The sequence below is a fragment of the Streptomyces fradiae genome (assembly GCF_041270065.1).
Taxonomy (GTDB): Bacteria; Actinomycetota; Actinomycetes; order Streptomycetales; family Streptomycetaceae; genus Streptomyces.
On record NZ_CP065958.1, the window covers coordinates 1,230,062 to 1,246,411 of the forward strand.

The following is a 16,350-nucleotide window of genomic DNA, read 5'->3' on the forward strand; positions in this document are numbered from 1 at the left end:
CGAGCAGCCTGAGCCCATACCGAACCGCCCAATGATCCGGGCGATCACGCAGCGAGTTTCGCGTGATCGCCCGTCAGGTCCTACGCCAGGTAGGTGCCTGCAAAAGCGCCGTCGAAGCCGAGCGCGGTGAGGGCCTGCTCGACGCTGGGGTAGTTCGTGACGTCCGGGGTGCCGATCAGAGCGTCGAAGTCGGCGCGGCTGATCTCGGGTTCGAGCCACTGGTCGCCGCACCGGCAGCAGACCCAGACGTTGCGGCCGTGGTTGATGAGCAGCCAGTCGCGTCGGGCCCGGCAGCGCGAGCACATCACGGGGATGCCGCCGAGGGCCAGCTCGTGCGGGTGGCTGAGGCAGCGGGTTGCGCCGGGGCCGTCGGCCGGATGCGTCTCCTTCTGGAGGTGCAGCAGGGGGTCGGTGCCGGCAAGGAGGGCGGGCAGTACGGGTGCCGGCTCTGTGGTGTGGTCGGTGGTTCTGAGCACGAGCGTCATCTCCCGGTCGAGGGCTTGCTGTTTTCAGCCGTAACAGCCGGTGGAACCACCTGTCCAGGCATTTCGAGGAGTCCGGTGGCTTGTGGCCGGCCTTCTGGGCGTACTGGTCAGCGGCGCGGTGGGCGGCTGCGCGGGTCGGAGACGGCAGGGCGCGGCGCCGCTGCGGGTACGTTCTGCCCGCTGGTGCGGCTGGCCGCGGCCCTGTCCGACCGGGCGCCGGCCTGCTGGCGACGAGCAGCTTCCCCTGGATGGGCGGGGAGCTGGGCGATCCGGCGCAGGCGCCAGACCAGGACGTCGTTCACGTCCGCGGCGGTGTCGAGTTCGCGCATGTCGATGGCCTGTCGCAGAAGGGCCTCGGGGTCGTGGCCCGCCTGCTCGGCCTGGGCAAGGGTGGCGACCAGGGCATCAGTCTCCGCCGGCACGCCGTCCGCTCGTACGCCCTGCTCCGGCAGAACCGCGCGGAGGGTGGCCTCGTGGGTCCGGCGTTGGGCTTCGGGAAGGGCACGGCCTCGGTCGTGCAGGGCTCGCATCGGGGCGACGGCGACCTGGCGGTAGGCGGTGCGCAGATGCTCGGCAGCTTGCCTGGAGGCGTGCGCCTGCTGGGCGTGACCGCGGGCGGAGTGCCAGCGGGCAGCCGCGATGGCGACCAGGACCAAGGTGGAGAGGAGCATGGCGGTGGTGCCGCCGTCCTCACCCCGGCCGAGCGCGCCGCCGGCCTGGACGATGCCCCGGGCTGCGGAGCGGAGCGCCCGGGTGTCTGCTCGTTCTGCTCGGACGTGACTGCGGGTCGCCCGTTCGAAGGCGCGGGCGGCGGCGGCCAGCTCGGCGCGGGTGGCGGCCGGGGAGGTCTGGGCTACCGCGTCCAGGAGTTCGCCGGCGCCGACGAGCTGGGCGGCGGCTTCATCGTCGTCGCCGTCGCCGTCGAGGAGGCCGGCGGCACGCTCGGCGGTGCCGGTGGCGCTGCGGCGTGCTCGGGCGGGCGGCGACCACTCCGGCCGGCCTTCGACAGCCGAAGGCGCTGCCTGCTCGGCAGTATCGTCGGCGAGCCGGAGGCGGATCTTCGGGAGGGACAGGTCGGGGGCCAGCTTGGAGCCGGGGTACCAGACCGGCTCGCCGTGGCGGTTGCGGTCGCCGGGCAGGGCCACGTTGTAGCCGAGCGCGTCACCGGAGGGGGCGTGGCGCACCTTCACGCGCAGGCCCGCCTCGCGCAGCCGGGTGAAGAACTCCTTCTCGTCGTCCGCTCCTGCGAGGGCTTGGCGGACGGCTTCGCGGAGCGTCTCGCGGGGGGTCTCGGGGCGGCCGGTGCGTTCGGCCTTGAACTTCTCGGCGCTGGTGGGGTTCTTCGCTGCGGTGCCGTCGCCGGCGTTGAGGCGGCGCAGGCCCATCTCCTTCTCGATGCGCCGGCATTCGGCCTGGGCCTTGTTGAAGTCGTAGTTCAGGCGGGGGTTGCGCAGGTCCCCTCGGACCAGGGTGGCGACGATGTGGATGTGGTCTTCCGCGTGGCGTACGGCGATCCACCGGCAGCCGTCGGGGTCACCGTCCGGGGCGATGCCCGTGGCGTGGACGATGCGCTGGGCGATGGCGTTCCACTCCTTGTCGGAGAACCGCCGGTCGCCGGGGGCGGTGCGGACCGAGCAGTGCCAGACATGCTTGGCGGGTGCGCGGTCGCCGGCCTGCTTGACCCGCAGATCAAGGGCGGCGGTGAGGCGGGCGAGGGTGGCCTTCGGGTCGGGGTCGGGGCTGGTGTCGCGGCCGGGGTCGGGGGCGAAGCCGTCCCAGGAGCCCACGAGGTGTGCGTCGGCGTGCTCCTCGCGCCGGCCGGGACCGTAGAGGTAGACGAGGAGGCCGTGGGTGCGGGAGCCGCGTCCGATGTCAGGAACCATCAAAGCCGCCTGATCACCAGGTCGTTCGCCGCGTCGTCGACGCGGGCGAGGATCCGGAGCAGAACACTCAGCGCGAGGTCGAGTTCACCGGGGCGGGGCTGCCCGCCGGCGTTGTGGACGTAGGCGATCTGGTTGATGTTGTTGCCGATCCGGGCCAGCGCGGTACGCAGGGCGGCGAGTTCGTCGATGGCGGTGTCGAGTTGTTCGTTGGTGTGCAGGGCGGTCGAACCGCGGGCGGCGGCAAGGCCGGCGGCGGCGAGGAAGCGGGCGACGGTGACGTTGCGCTGCGCGGCGGCGGCGACGATCTCGGCTTTCTCGTCGTCGGAGAGACGGGTGGTCGTCTTGCGGGTGCGCTCGCTCGGGTTGCGGCTGCGGCGGCGCGGTGTGCGGTCGGGGAAGGCGGGCGTGCTCGGGCTCGGCTGCTCGCGGTGGTCGTCGCGGTCGGCTTCTCCCCCGGTGACTGGCGCCCCCTGGTGCCGGGTGTCCGGCTGGTCCCCGTGCGCCCTCGCTCGGGGACCAGCCGGGCTTCCCTCGCCCTCTGGGGCGGGGACAAGTGCGTACGACGGGCCGTAGGACCGTCGTACGCGATAGCTTGCTCCGCCAGGAGCCGTCGTGGGGTCACGCTGCTCTCCGGCCGTGGTTGCCGCCGGGTCGACGGTGGTCACCGGCTCGTCTCGGGGTTCTGCTGCTGGATTTCGCGGACGAGTTCCTCGATCCAGTCCATGGCGAGGACCGGGTGGTGCAGGGTCCAGGGGCGGTCGTGCTGCTCTCGTTGCACGATCCAGGTGGTGTCGGGGCCGGTCTGGGCGTGGTGGAGGTGGCCGCGCTGGTGCAGGACGCTCAGCCAGGACTCGACTTCGGCGGGCGTGGCCGGGTGAGTGCGCATCAGGTGTGCTCCGCTTCTGTTCGGGAGGGGTGTCCGGAGCGGGTGACCGGTCGGGGTGACCGGCTCGGTCACCCGCTCCGTGGAGGTTCGGTCAGGGGCGGGCGGAGGTGACCGACTGTCCGTGCTGGGCGCGGAGCTGGGCCATCAGGGTGGTCAGGGTGTCGCTGGAGAGCGGGATCTGCTGACCGCGGATCGCCTGGGCGACCACCTTGCGGGTCAGCTTGTCCTGGGTCCTGACCGCTGACCGGGCGATCTTCAGCAGCTCCTCGGTGTCCGGGTCGGGCCTCCGGTCACCGGGTGTCCGGGTGCCCCGGTCAGTGACCGGCGGCTGGGTGACCGGCTGACCGGAATCCGCCGCCACGCTGTTCTGGTCACCGGTGACCGGGGCGGTGTCTTCGGCGCGGTCAGTGACCGGCCGCGCCGTGACCGGCCGCGCCGTGTCCGGCTGTCCGGGCAGGTCAGCGGCCTCGTGCGGCTGACCGGAGTGACCGGGGTGGCCAGTGACCGGCGCCGGGCTGCCCGCCGGGGTCGTGTCCCCGGTCAGTGACCGGGGGGCGGGGGCCTTCTTGTCCAGAGACAGCGGGGGCCGGTCGGTCAGTGCGGTGACCGGCTGACCGGAGGTGACCTGACCGGCCGCCGGCTGCTGCTGACCGACCCGGTCGGTCCGGGTGACCTCGACGGCCTCGCCCCGGTCGACCTGACCCGGCTGACCGGCCTGACCGAGGTCCTCGCGGTCACTGCTCTTGACCGGCCCGCGGGCGATGAGGATGTAGAGGTGGACGGCGCCTGCCAGGGCGAGCGGGGCGATGGTGGACAGCACCGCGACCACCGTGTCGCCGAGCCGGAGGCCGGTGCCGGTGACCGCTTCCTCGTTGAGCCGGACGGCGTGGAGGGCGTTGGCCCAGATGCTGGCGGCGGTGGCCGTGCCGAAGAGCGTCCAGACGTAGAGCCGGGCGCGCAGCGGCGCGTCGCGCAGGACCAGGAGGGCCCGGACGCCGTAGGCGATGAACCCGTCGATCACCAGGGGGAAGAGGTAGGTGAGGAAGCCTCGGATGTGGATGGCGACGGCCATCTGCTGCAGCGCGTCGTACGACAGGGCGCAGCCCGCGCCGCCGAGGGCGATGACGACCGCTCGGTCCCAGCCGGATATGTGCGCCGTCCTCGGCGCGGTCACGGTGGTCACGCCGCCGTCCCGAAGTCGTCGCGGCCCAGGCGCTCGCTGCCGGCCTCAGACGGGGCGGTGACCGTCTCGGGCTGGTTGAGTTCTCGGTTGCGCAGGGCGCGGCGGAGTTCGCGGTACCGCTTCTGGGCGTGCTCCTCGGTGATCTTCAGCAGCCAGGCCAGGCGCTGCTCGGTCACCCCGTGGCGGTAGGCGGCGCGGATGACCGCGCGGCGCTCGGCCTTGGTGAGGTGGATGTCGCGACCGGCGATGGTGTCGTTGACACGGCTGTAGTCGAGGCGGTCGGCGATCTTCTCGTGCAGAGGTCCGCGCTCCTCCTCGGTCAGTCCGCCTCGGATGCCGTCGGCGTCGCCGCCTTCCAGCGCCGCGTCCAAGCAGGTGCGGCGGACCGGGCACTGGTCGCACAGCGCCTTCGCTGCGGTGATCTTGTCGGTCTCGTCGGGCTCCGGGAAGAAGATCTCGGGATCCACCGGGTTGTACTCGGTGCTCTGGCAGACGGCATCGGCCCGCCAGGTCTGGTCACCGAGGAGGCGGTGGCGGGTGGGGCTGTTCGTCGTGCTGGTCATGCGGGGTGCTCCGATCGCTCTCCGCGCGCAGGGGCGTCGGCGGAGAGGTGCGCTGGGTCGGGGAAGTGTTCGGGGCGGCGCGGAGAAGGCGCGGCCCGGCGTGGCGGCCTGGGGCGGGTCAGGCCGCGAGGCGGTGTCGTCTGCGGTCGACCTGCTCGAACTCGACCCGGGTGGTCATCTGGGCGAGCCGGGAGGCGACGCGGTCGCCGAGGTGGGCCCGGAGGTCCCTGATCGCCAAGTTGGTGGTGATCAGGGTCGGAAGCTCGTAGTTGTACCGGCGGTTGATCAGCCGGTACGTCACTTCCTCGACCCACTCGCTGGCCTTGGCCGCGCCGAGGTCGTCGATGATCAGCAGCGGGCAGCGGCTGACGGCAGCCAGGGCCCGCTCGCTGTCGGCTCCGGGCCGGGGCCGCAGGTCGGCGTACAAGTCGGCGGCGGTGGTAGCGCGCCAGCGCACGCCGACTCCGCTCTGCACCAGCTGCCGGACCGCGCCGTACGCCTGGTGCGTCTTGCCCGCGCCGACGACGCCGGCCATCAGCAGGCTGGGTCCGGTGGTGACCTGCCGCCGGGCTCCCTGGTTGGGGGCGACGGCGGCCTCGGCGACGGTCCGGACCCAGGCCAAGACCTGAGGGTGGTCGGCGACGGCCGCCCGATAGCGCGGGGGCATCCCGGCCGACAGAGCCTCCAGCGCGGAGACCGGCTCGGGCTCTTGGGGTGGCGCGGCGACGACGGCGGGGGCGATGTTGCGCGCGGCCAGGATCCGGGCCATCCGGTCCAGGGTGCCCTCGCCGAGGGCCTGCGGCTCGCGGTGACGGGTGCGCATCACAGCTCCTCGGCGTAGGCGGCACCGGCGTTGATCGGGTTGGTCCACGCCTGATGGGCGGGCACGGTAGGCCGGATTCCCGGCCGCACCAAACCGCCGGAGCGTGCGTTCATGGCCTCGTTGACCATGCTGGTCAGCACGCTCGGATGCTTGGGGGTGGCCGCGAAATTCGCCAGCCCGGCACGGATGTACTCCGGCGCGATGCCCTCGCCCAGGAGCTTCTTGGTGATCCGCCCGAGGTGTCCGATCACGTCGCTGGGCGGGCGCTCGTCGCAGGCAGCGACGTACTCGCCGACGAGCTGGTTGGCCGAGACGCCGTCTGCGGGCGCCCTGCGCCCCGTAGGGACAAGAGATCCAGGATCGAAGATCCTAGATCCAGGCGCCGAGCCCTCCCCGAGGCTTCGGGGAAGGTTCGGGGAGGGCTCGGCGAGTGCCTCCTGACCTGCACTTTTCACTCCCGCGTGCTGGCGGGCGCCGCCCATGTCATCGACGGCGTCCTGTCGGGCTGGGGGAGTCTCGTCCGTGTGCTCGCGAGGGGTCGCGGCGGAGGGCGCGGCCGGAGCGAGGGTTCGGAGAGTGTTCGGCGAAGCCTCGGCGAGCTCTCGGAGAACGGTGGTCGAGTCCTCGGTCCGCCTGGTGCAGGTGCCCTTGCAGGGGGCGCACCGGGCGGCGGTCTGGTGCTGCGGGCAGGAGGGCAGACGCGACTGGCTCGGCTTGTCGATCTTCTGGTGCTCGGACCAGGTCACGATATGGAGGTAGCGGCGGCCGTCACAGCCGGTGTACCGGCAGATCAGGCCGGCGGTCGCGAGCTGGTGGAGATCGTCCTCGACGTGGACCGAGGTGTGCTCGGCACGGAGGGGCCAGAGGAGCCCGGCGATGATCGCGGCGTTGTCGCGGTGCCGGCCGTGGTCGTCGGACTGGGTGAGCAGGCCGAAGAAGGTCCGCTCGGCCTCGACGCGCACTTCGGCGAGCGACTCGGAGAAGAACGCCTCCGGCTTGATGGTCCTGATCCTCGCCATGTCAGCGGCCCCGGTCGGCGGCGACCAGGTCGCTGCGGGTGAGGGTGTCGGTGGCGAGGCCGAGGACCTGAGGTCGGGTCCAGTCCGCCTCCGGCCAGACCCGCAGGATCCAGTGGGCTGCGACCCTGAGGGGCGTACGGTTCGGCTCCAGGGTCTTTCCGGCCGCGTCCTTGACGATCGCGTGCAGGTGGGGCCACCTCTGCTTCGGATCGTCGAGACCGACCCGGATGGTGGCCGCGCCCGGGATCATGTCGGCGAGCTGGGCCGCGAGGCGATGCTGGCGGCTGGTGTCCGGGCAGGCCAGAGTTCCGCTCGGCATGGCGAGCATGCGATACTCCGTTGTTCGTAGGAACGCGGTGTGGCGGTTCTCGTGCAAAAGCCCCGCCGCCCGCGAGATGTGAATCGGCATCCCTCGGGGCGCCGGCCCGGCGCTTGGGAGTTGGTACCTCCCGGGCGCCGGTTTTTTCGTTGCCGAGCCACGTCACGGACCGCGCGCTCGCATTCGCTCCACCTCCTCCCTGATCGGCCCTTCCCGGGTCACCGCCCGGCGGGGGACGACGAACATACGTAGACACCCGTGGCAAGTCCATCCCGACTCGTCACAGGTCGCACAGGGCTCGCGACGACCGGTATCGGGGAAGGCACTCCCTCGGCCCGCCAGTACCGACTGGATCGAATCCGACGGCGCGTTGCGCGAGTGGCCACGGCAACCCAACATGCGTAGGGGTCCCCCAGGGCTGGCACCATAGAGAGCCGGATCCCGACCACCAGACGCGGTACGGAAACGTACGTCAGTTTCGTGGATGCATCAAATCCGGGTTACAGTTGTTCCAGAGGCCGTTCTCACCGGCCCGTTCGCACCCTGCAGGAGTTCATGTGCCACGTCAGTTCGACGGCAGCCGCGTGCGCGCTGTCCGACGGGGCAAGGATCTTCACCAAAGGGAACTGGCCGAGATGGTGGGGGTCAGCGCCCCCACGGTCGCGCGATGGGAGAGCGGCCAGGACTTCCCCAAGGGCGAGAAGCTCCCCGTGATCGCAGCGGCGCTCGGTCAGCCGCTCAATGTCCTTTTCCCTCACGACGGTCCGCCGGATCTTCAGCTCCTGCGCTGCGACGCCGGCCTCAGCGTGGCGCAGGCCGCTGCGATCATCGGCGCGAGCCGCGTACCGGTGAGCAACGCCGAATCCGGCCGGCGCCGACTCAGTGATGCTTACGTACAGCCGCTCGCACGGGCGTACGGGGTGACCGAAGAGGAGTTGCTGGCCGCCCAGGACTGCTCGTTCGGGCTTCGTCCCAGGGCCTCGCGTGACGAGCCGGCGTCCGCCCCCCGCACGGTCGGAGAGAAGATCAACTATCTCCTGCAGCACGGGTACGTCGGTCAGGAAGCGCCCTCTGATGAGGAAATCGCACGGCTTGTCAATGAGCATGCGGGCATGGCGGCCGTCACCGCCGACGACATCGCCGCCCTCCGTGCGGGTGCCACAACCGAGGCTTCCGATGTGGTGCGTACCGGCCTGGCCCAGGCCCTCCAGGTCGACGCGGCACTCTTCCAGGACGATGCCGAGGTCGACCCTAAGGTCCGCGAATTCATGGAGGCACTCCGCTTCCTCGGCTCGATTCACCGGGGGCAGATCCTCGGCCTGGCTGCCCGCGGCAACGCTGGTGGACTGTCCGCCGAGATGATGGCCAAGATCAACGAGCTCGTCGGAGAGCTGAAGCACAAGCTGCCAGAGGTGCAGGACGGGCAGTGATGCCGTCGGCAGGTGTTCCTCGGGGCTTGGTCGTCCGAGGCGTTTCCGCTCTGTCGGCTTGGTGCCTGACGCGGATCGTGGACCCTGCGTAGACCGGGCCGGTATGAGCTGTTCCTGCAGCCGCGTCGGTGGCCGACAACAGCGAAGGGACTACGGCGATGCCCCTGTCAGTGGCATCGCCGTAGCCCCTTCGCTGTTCCTGTTCTCGGCACTCCGACGCCGCGAGCGGAGGCTCACTCGCCCTCCGCATCCCCTGCAGCGGGCGAACGTCGACATCCTGGACGAGTTGCCGTGCCGCAGCGCCGGCGAGCAGCAGGGCCGACGTCTCGCCCCCCAGCATCGAGACTGGTCCGACCGCCGGGCTACGACGCCGCGAGGTCCACGCCGAGCAGCTCGGAGAGCATGGCCACCGTCTGCCGGGGGTCCTGATTGTGCACTCCTGTAACGCCGAGCTGTTCTGCTGCCTGGACGTACGCTTCGGTGTCATCGACGAAGACGCACTCCTCGGCGGGCAGATCCATGAGCTTGAGCGTGATCTCGAAGAGCTCGGGGTCAGGCTTGCGCAGCAGGTGCTGCTCGGAGATCACCACGACGTCGTACAGTCGCTCAAGTTCGTAGCCGTCGTACAGGTCCCACGGGGCGAGTCCCACGCTGTTGGACAGGATGCCCACCTGGATCCCGGCCCGCCTCGCCGCGGCAGCCGCATTGATCATCAGCGGCTCGGGGCGAAGGTCGCCGAAGATGCGGCCCATCAGGTTGTCAGCCGGCACACCCAGCATCTTGCCGGCGAACTCGTTCCACTCGGCCTGGGAGACCGCTCCGCGCTCGAGGTCGCTGGTGATCCGGACACCCTCCTCGTCCTTGTACAGGGCCGTAAGGCAGGCGCCCTGCGGCAGGCCCTCGCGCTGCTCGAACGCGAGCACTGCAGGCAGCAGCGGAGTGGTGAGAACGCCTCCGAAATCGAGGATGAGGCCCGTGCGGCGGTTGGACATGCGAGAACTCCAGATTGCTGAGATTTCGGACGCCCATCCAGACCGGACAGCGTCACTGCCCGGCTACATGTGGCGACGGGAGTAGAGGTGCGTCGCAGGCCGGGGTGCACTTACGAGGCGGAGCAAGAGCTATCAGTCCGCATGTCCCACGATATCAGCCCAGTTCATACGGTGGACGGTGCCAAATCTCACTCACCGGACCGCCATTCAAGATCGCTATGCAGCCTGGCTTCGCCCATCGGGAAATGTGGTCTGAAACGAGAAATCAGACCCTGAAGCCAATAGCAGGCCGGCGGCTCGGTTCGGATTCCACTTCTACGGAGTGCCGGAGAAGCTCCCGGGCTTGATCCGTGGTGATGTGCGAGTAGGCCGTGCTGACCCGCACAAGCCACGCCGCTTCACTGTCGGTGTCAACGAACGGTTTCTCTCTCAGAGGGGCAGTTGTGTACGGGTTGGCTTGCGAGGTGTCAGCGACCTGAAGTGCGGCCTTGATCCAGTACGCTTCCGCGGCCGGCTCAGGGTCGGGGTGCGATGCGGTGATGTCCTCCGCGGCGAACATCAGATCTCGTGGAGCGTAATAGCGCAGCTTCTCGCAAGCGTCAGCAATGTCCTGAGTCCATCGGTCCAAGCGAACATCGATGGGGACACGTATGTGCCTGAGTTCCGCGAAGCGCCGCCCTGGTGGATAAAGACTCGTCCCGGGAAACGCATCCACCAGGTCGAACCAGAGCGGGTAAGTCCTGTACAGGGTGCGCCAAGTTCTCCACCGGGCCGCCGCCGCGCGGGTGGTGGGAATACTCGCACCGACGGCAACGATCAGGAAGAGCAGGTTCATCCATATCGCTGTGGCATCGACAAAGAGCCGGACTATGGAGGGACTCAGAGGGAAAGCTACCGCAGCCCAAAGGATGGTGATACGCGCCAACGTGTGGGTCAGCCCCATCCACATCGAAATCCCCATCAAACCCAGTCCGACACGCATGCTCGTGTCCTCGACCCGTCGCGCCGCCCTCGTCCACTGGTAGCCGCAGACTGCGGTCGTGACGAGCGGAAAGAAGTAGAACACCGTCATGTAGACCGCGACCCCCCATTGCCCAGCGTGGTCGACGAGGAAGTTCTGGCTCGGCTCGTCGCGGTCCACCACGGTGAAGAACAGGACCGTGAGCAGAACGACGCCTATCACCCCCGTCCCGTAGGACGCGCGGGCGATCCAGCAGGAGACCGCCACGTGCCGGGGCACGACCGTCTCCGAGCTCTTCCCGTAGCTGGTGGCGACATAGGTCAGGGCCGCAATGATCGCCGCGGTACTGGCGAAGTGCCTGAGTAGGGCGCTCAGGTCCACTACCGGAATGCGATCCACCGCATCCATCACTGCTGGTGTGTAGATCCAGAGGGCCACGGCGAATCCCGCATAACCGCCCCAGAGCGCCCGGCGGTGAGCGTCGGCGTACCGAACCGCTGGGAATCGCCATACGGCGATAAGGGTCATCACGACCGCAGTAAGGTATTTGATGTAGTCGAACACGGAACCAGTGGGTATCTGCGTCGGCTGCACGTTTCACCGGCCCGGAAGACCGGTCGGCCGCAGCCTGATTTTCCAACGGGGTGGACTGGGCGATGTGGTGGAATCCGTAAGGCCGGGAGAGCTGCGCCTCAGCGGTCGCCAGCCGATCGCGGCTGGAGTCGTCGCCGCGGTGGAGCGGCGACCGGGTGGGCAAGTGAATGCTCCAGGAGGCTGACCATGTCGTCTCCCATGAATGACTGACGGCGCGCCAACCGTTTGATCAACGAAGCCGAAAGCTCGGCCTGCTTCTCCTCGGGACTGCCGAAATCCACGCGCCCTTGGACCAGAGCCGACGGGAAACGTCGAAGCACTTCCTGACGAACGCGCTCAGGGACGTATCGCTCGATCTCCTTGACTGTCAGGGAGGTACCGTGGTTCAGCCACTCGTGCGCGAGCTCATGGAGAATGATGTGCTCAGTCTGATTCCGACTCGAACGGCGGCGATAGAGAATGATCGTGAACTCCGGCGCCTTGACCCGGAGACCGCATGCCGTGCCCAGGCCCCCGTCGGTGTCGTCCAGTGGCACCAGCCGAATCTGGCGCCCCAGCGCACTCTCCATATTCCGCACCAACGCCTCGACGCTCAGAGGGGCAGGGATAGGGAGATCGGCGAGCAGACTCTCACACTCTTTCACGAGGGCACGCCGTGAAGGGTCCCTACGCCAACGCATCGTCGCTCCATCGAAATTCCACTGAGGTGTTCACTGCCAGCCCGCGAGGCGCCAGTAGCCAGGAGCTTGCGCCTGAGGTTCGCGGTGGTCGACCAGCACGCCCTGTCTGCACCTAATCGTACAAGGAGGAAAGCGCGGTCCATGCGGACTGAGCTGTCGTGAAGGTCACCCAAGCGAAAATGATCTCGCAATCCGTATTCCAAGATCGGAATTAGACGACCTTTCCTTAATTGATCTTTGGTTGCTCCTGAGGCGAGGCCGGTCCACCTGTGTTTGCGCGGTCCGGTCGGAGCGGAGGTCGCCTGCGGCGGCGCGGAGAAAAAGAGCGCCTTCGCGCAGACCCCGCCTTCGCCCTCGCGTCAGCGGCAGGTCCAGGAACGGGCTTGGTGACGGTGTCGCCGGTCGGAGCAGCCGAGCTGGTGGGGTGCGTCGTGGGCCAGCGGATGACGAACGTGTTGGCCAGGCGGTGGCTCTCGTTGCAGGACAGGGGAACAAGGTCGGTCGGTGCCGGAAAGTTGCCAACGCCCCGGCGAACGGTGGAAGGACTCGCGTGGCGGTACGTCCGCCCCCGGGCCTACGGTCGCACCTGGATCAGCGCGTGAGTACCGCTCGTACGCCAGGCGTCCCCGGCCAGTTCGAGAGCATCCACGGTTTCCTGCTCCAGGCCGACGATGACGTCGGACTTCAAGGTCCGGAGCGCCGCGACGGCCCTGGGGAAGTACCTGGTGCGTTCGGCGAAGGGGGTCGTGGGGTGCCACAGCCGGTCGCCCACCAGGCGGCGGTAGTTGAGGTCGCCCTTCAGGATGGTGAGCGTGGCGCTCGCGAACTCGACGCGAAGGTCTTCGGGCATCTCCTCGTACGGCAGTGGAGCGCAGAAGAACGGGTGGGTGCGGACCTCGAGGCTTCCTGCCGCCATGGCCTTCCAGAGTCGGCCGCCGATCCGGCCGGCTTCGCCGGGTGCCCCGGTGAGGCGCCGGAGGCAGTCGACCACGTCCGCCGTCATCGCGTCGGAGACGTAGTACGGGTAGGGCTTGACGTGCAGCACGACCCGCTCGGCACGCCCGTGCTCGAGGAGGTGGTCGATGAGGACGAGGTCGGGAATCAGCTCACGACCCGCGTTGTCGGCCACCACGGCCACGGTGGCCGTGGCGCCGGCGGGCAGCAGCTGCCACAGCGTGGCGCTGTCGTCGGCGACCAGCGCAGAGGTCGTAACGTCACTCGGTCCGGGCTCCCCCGCCGAGATGCTGAAGCCGAGGTCCGCGCGGTTGCCCCAGAGCGAGGCGTACAGCAGGGCCGTAGCCCGCTCCTCGACGGAAGCATCGGCGAGGGGGTCCAGGGCCCGCAGTTCCTCCTCCACGGCCTCGCCGCGCAGTTCGGCCCGCTTGAACGGCGCGAACGGATCGACTCCCTGCCATGGGCCGGCGCCGAAGTACCCGACCGCGCCGAGGAGCCGGCGGTAGAAGTAGCTCTCCGCCCACAGGAACGGAGCGTCGTACCACGAGTGCCCGAAGTACTCCTTCCCCTGGTCCGCCCAGCGCTCACGATCGTGGTCCGCGGCGGCGAGAGGTTCGATGACGCCGTTGGTGGTCTCGTCCAGCAGGGCGTCGAGGGCCTCGTGCTGCCGGCGGCCGTACGGGAAGGCGTCCCGTACCTGCTGGATGAGGGCAGGGTGGCGCTTGGCCAGCACACCCCAGGCGAACGAGCCGGGCTCGTCGCTCAGGATGACTGGCGCACCGGTCGCATCGCCCGAGACACGGGAGGTCTTCTCTGCCATGGTGTCCAAGCCCTTCGCATGTCGCTCACGTGGCCGTGATTCCCTGGGGTGTGCTCGCTGTCAGTCCAGCCCGCCGGTGGCTTCGAGATGAGCGAGGAAGGTGGCCACGAGGCGGGGACGGGGTACGTGGGGGACGAGCGCGTCGGGCAGGCTGGCTTCCAGGCCCCACTCCGTGTTGAAGGTGATGCTGCTGCCGTCCGGGACGACGCCCCACAGCCACTTGACGAACTCCGCTGCGGCATGGGCCGTGCAGTCCTCGACGGCGATGCCTTCCGGGGACAGCTTGGCCATGCCCTCCAGCTCATCCTCGCCGATGGTGATGCCGAAGTGCATGACGGACCCGCGCACGGGACCTTCGTCCCCCTCATCGATACGGACGAACGTGTCCGCCTTCCGCTCGCGCAGCTTGGTCTCGATCCCCTCGTAGGTCAGGCCCCATGTGGAGCCCTCAGCGGGGCCGAAGACGTACATGGTGCGGAGTTCGGCCAGTTCGGACGCGTCCACGCGCTCGCTCCCTCATCGTGTGCTGCAGGGTGCTGTTGGCGCTGATGCCGAGCGGGATGGGGACCTCGTACTCGGGGTAGCCGGCGACCCGCTTCTGGTAGGCGACCTCGGCGGGCTTCCCGCCGGACACGTCTCCGGCACGCAACGAGTTCAACCACGTCTGGAAGTTCTGCTGCTCGGGGGCGGTGAGGGGCGGGAAGCGCGGGTCCGGCGGCGTCGGCGGAGGCATCGGCTGTACGCGGGGGCCGTTCGGCGGGCGGTAGCCCACGGGGACCACGAGGGGCACCCGGATCAGCGGCGCGAGGAAGGGCGGCAGGGACGGAAGGGGCAGGAAGCCGCCCCCGTCCGGCTGCGGCATGGGGACCTTGGCCTGTGAGCTGTCGAGCGCCGGCGGGATGTTGCCCAGGCGCGCGATACGCACGTCGCCGGTGACGAGCTCGTGCAGGCCGCCGTCGTGTCCCTCGCCGCCGAACTGCGGTCGTTCCCAGATGGCGAGCGGCTCTCCGAAGAGAGGGCTTTCCTCGTCCGGGATCCTCTTCAGCGCCGTTTCGATGTGATCCGCGTACACGTCGCAGGCGTGGGCGATCATCCGGCAGGCGGACGGCAGGTTCGCCATCAGGGTCTCGTCCTCGCCGACCTCTGAGGGAGGCGGTGTCTTGCCGACGAACACGGTGAAGAAGGTCTGGACGGCTGCGGCGGTCTCGCCGAGCTGCTGAGCGGTCGCAATGCGCCAGGCGCTTTCGGAGTCCCAGTAGGCGTCGTCCAGGATGCCCGCCGCCGAACGCCAGGCGTTGGCCGTCTTGCGGAGCTTGTCCCGCTGACCGTGGAAGCGCGAGCTGAGCAGGTACTGGTCGGTCCAGCTGGTCTCGCCGACGACCTCGGGCAGCTCCTCGGCGTTGTGGCTGGCGCGCGGGTTGCAGTCCGGCCTCGCAGGCTGCGCCCCGATGTCAGGCCCCACGCTCTGGCCGAGCAGGGACGCGGCGATCGCGCTCTCCTGCTTGAGGAAGTCCTCGGTGGCCTTGAGCATGGCGCCCGCACCGTTCGCCATCACCTGGTGAGCGAGGCCGGCCGCCTCGAAGACGGTCTTCACCGCCGGCTTGTACACGGCGGCGAAGGCCCGGCCGGCGTTGTCGTCACCCGCCATCCCGCCATGAGCGCTGAGCTCCGTGAACAGCAGACCCAGCATGTCGTAGATCAGGTCCCGCAGCCGCACCATGGACCACGAAGCGTTGACGTAGTTCCCCGCCTTGTGTTGAAGATTCAAGACTCCCCCGTGCCCTCGGCCACCAGGCTGTTCGATGGACCGTACACGTTGGCGAGGGGAGGAACTCCGCCACACCGGGCACGTGGAGCATCTGTGGCCGATTCCTGTCGGAGGCGGGCTCGACCGCTGCCATCGTGGGATGATGATGCGCTGTCAAGCTGTCGGAGCTTTGACTCGTTCCCGAGCCGGGATGCCCGAGTGCCGTCAGCGTCATTCCCGTCGGACGGGTCCGGCAACGCCGGGGCCACCACGATCCAGGCGGCCTTGGCGCCGCGTTCCGTGACGTGGAACCCCCACTGCCCCTGGGCCAGCTCGTTCACGATGCGTAGACCCCGTCCACGCTCGACGAGCAACCCGTCCGGGCCCTCGGCCGGTTCGGCGTCCGATGACAACGTGGCACCGCTGTAGAGGCCCGCGGGGAGCAGAGGGTTCCCATCATGGATCTCGCAGATGTACCTCCCGGCGGCCGAGCGGACGTGCACCTCGTACGGGCCGCACGCGTGCTCGTGCGCGTTCGCCACGAGCTCCGAGACGGCCAGGACGCCGTCACTGACGACGTCCCCGGACAACCCCAGGTCCTTGAGGACGCGTCTAAGGACCGCGCGGGCTTCGCCCGTCGGGTTGGGAGTGCGGTCGGTCCAGCGGTACACGAGGCCGAGAGCGGCGGATGGCGCGCTGATCATCGGGCGACGGACCTCCTGTGGGTGACAGCGATGGCCTTCTCCCGGGGCTGCGACGTGGTCGAGGACGTGCGGCCAGTACGCCGCTGAGAGGCATACGGCCGTAGGAAGCATCTGGCTTCGGGCACGCGGCCCCGGAAGGATCGTGGCTCAAGCACCGGCCACGAGGCCGGTCGCGAGTCACGCACTCAACAATGGATGCCGGTGTTCCTGATGCTCATGGGCGTTTATGAGCGCAGGGGGTGCGAGCGGGCGACAGGGCGCCCCAGCGAGACCGCCGACCCGCCGCCGGCCTTCGCCTCCGCCCCTC

Annotated in this window: 17 protein-coding genes; 1 reads left to right on the top strand and 16 read right to left on the bottom strand. The window is 69.3% G+C overall.

Going from position 1 to position 16,350, the window contains the following annotated elements; all coding sequences use genetic code 11:
* Positions 1–80: 80 nt before the first annotated feature.
* The 9 genes from JAO84_RS05360 to JAO84_RS05400 form a co-directional block, all read right to left on the bottom strand.
* Positions 81–485, bottom strand: coding sequence for a hypothetical protein (locus tag JAO84_RS05360; RefSeq protein WP_370410872.1), 405 nt, complete (start codon positions 483–485; stop codon positions 81–83).
* Between the two features lie 107 nt (positions 486–592).
* On the bottom strand, positions 593–2,368 hold the full coding sequence (locus JAO84_RS05365) for a relaxase/mobilization nuclease domain-containing protein (RefSeq protein WP_370410874.1): 1,776 nt from the start codon (positions 2,366–2,368) through the stop codon (positions 593–595).
* Positions 2,368–3,033, bottom strand: coding sequence for a plasmid mobilization relaxosome protein MobC (mobC, locus tag JAO84_RS05370; protein ID WP_370410876.1), 666 nt, complete (start codon positions 3,031–3,033; stop codon positions 2,368–2,370). Before mobC ends, JAO84_RS05365 begins: the two co-directional genes overlap by 1 nt.
* A complete protein-coding gene (locus tag JAO84_RS05375) occupies positions 3,030–3,254 on the bottom strand; it encodes a hypothetical protein (RefSeq protein ID WP_370410878.1) in 225 nt (74 codons plus the stop codon). The genes mobC and JAO84_RS05375 overlap by 4 nt, the downstream gene beginning before the upstream one ends.
* A 91-nt stretch (positions 3,255–3,345) precedes the next feature.
* Positions 3,346–4,437, bottom strand: a complete 1,092-nt coding sequence (locus tag JAO84_RS05380) for a DUF2637 domain-containing protein (protein ID WP_370410879.1) — start codon at positions 4,435–4,437, stop codon at positions 3,346–3,348.
* A complete protein-coding gene (locus JAO84_RS05385; protein WP_370410881.1) occupies positions 4,434–5,000 on the bottom strand; it encodes a WhiB family transcriptional regulator in 567 nt (188 codons plus the stop codon). Before JAO84_RS05385 ends, JAO84_RS05380 begins: the two co-directional genes overlap by 4 nt.
* 118 nt (positions 5,001–5,118) lie before the next feature.
* A complete protein-coding gene (locus JAO84_RS05390) occupies positions 5,119–5,823 on the bottom strand; it encodes an ATP-binding protein (protein ID WP_370410883.1) in 705 nt (234 codons plus the stop codon).
* Entirely contained in the window at positions 5,823–6,842 is a 1,020-nt protein-coding gene (locus JAO84_RS05395) for a hypothetical protein (protein ID WP_370410885.1), read from the bottom strand. The genes JAO84_RS05390 and JAO84_RS05395 overlap by 1 nt, the downstream gene beginning before the upstream one ends.
* Before the next feature lies 1 nt (position 6,843).
* Complete coding sequence (locus JAO84_RS05400; protein WP_370410887.1) at positions 6,844–7,170, bottom strand: transcriptional regulator; 327 nt, start codon at positions 7,168–7,170, stop codon at positions 6,844–6,846.
* 548 nt (positions 7,171–7,718) lie between these two features.
* Here JAO84_RS05400 and JAO84_RS05405 point away from each other — a divergent pair.
* Positions 7,719–8,591 carry a helix-turn-helix domain-containing protein gene (locus tag JAO84_RS05405; protein ID WP_370410889.1) on the top strand — a complete coding sequence of 291 codons (873 nt, stop codon included), beginning with the start codon at positions 7,719–7,721 and terminating at the stop codon, positions 8,589–8,591.
* Between the two features lie 362 nt (positions 8,592–8,953).
* On the opposite strand, the gene JAO84_RS05410 is transcribed toward JAO84_RS05405, so the two are convergent.
* From JAO84_RS05410 to JAO84_RS05440, 7 genes are all read right to left on the bottom strand, one after another.
* Positions 8,954–9,583 (bottom strand): HAD-IA family hydrolase, encoded by a 630-nt coding sequence (locus tag JAO84_RS05410; protein ID WP_370410891.1) that lies wholly within the window; start codon positions 9,581–9,583, stop codon positions 8,954–8,956.
* A gap of 265 nt (positions 9,584–9,848) precedes the next feature.
* Positions 9,849–11,108 (bottom strand): MAB_1171c family putative transporter, encoded by a 1,260-nt coding sequence (locus JAO84_RS05415; RefSeq protein ID WP_370410893.1) that lies wholly within the window; start codon positions 11,106–11,108, stop codon positions 9,849–9,851.
* Between the two features lie 128 nt (positions 11,109–11,236).
* Entirely contained in the window at positions 11,237–11,707 is a 471-nt protein-coding gene (locus JAO84_RS05420) for a hypothetical protein (RefSeq protein ID WP_370410895.1), read from the bottom strand.
* 685 nt (positions 11,708–12,392) lie between these two features.
* A complete protein-coding gene (locus tag JAO84_RS05425) occupies positions 12,393–13,592 on the bottom strand; it encodes a damage-control phosphatase ARMT1 family protein (RefSeq protein WP_370410897.1) in 1,200 nt (399 codons plus the stop codon).
* Between the two features lie 60 nt (positions 13,593–13,652).
* Complete coding sequence (locus JAO84_RS05430) at positions 13,653–14,096, bottom strand: hypothetical protein (RefSeq protein WP_370410899.1); 444 nt, start codon at positions 14,094–14,096, stop codon at positions 13,653–13,655.
* A complete protein-coding gene (locus JAO84_RS05435) occupies positions 14,041–15,360 on the bottom strand; it encodes a hypothetical protein (RefSeq protein ID WP_370410901.1) in 1,320 nt (439 codons plus the stop codon). The genes JAO84_RS05430 and JAO84_RS05435 overlap by 56 nt, the downstream gene beginning before the upstream one ends.
* Positions 15,357–16,043: an ATP-binding protein gene (locus JAO84_RS05440; RefSeq protein ID WP_370410903.1), complete on the bottom strand. Its 687-nt coding sequence runs from the start codon at positions 16,041–16,043 to the stop codon at positions 15,357–15,359. Before JAO84_RS05440 ends, JAO84_RS05435 begins: the two co-directional genes overlap by 4 nt.
* Positions 16,044–16,350 lie beyond the last annotated feature (307 nt).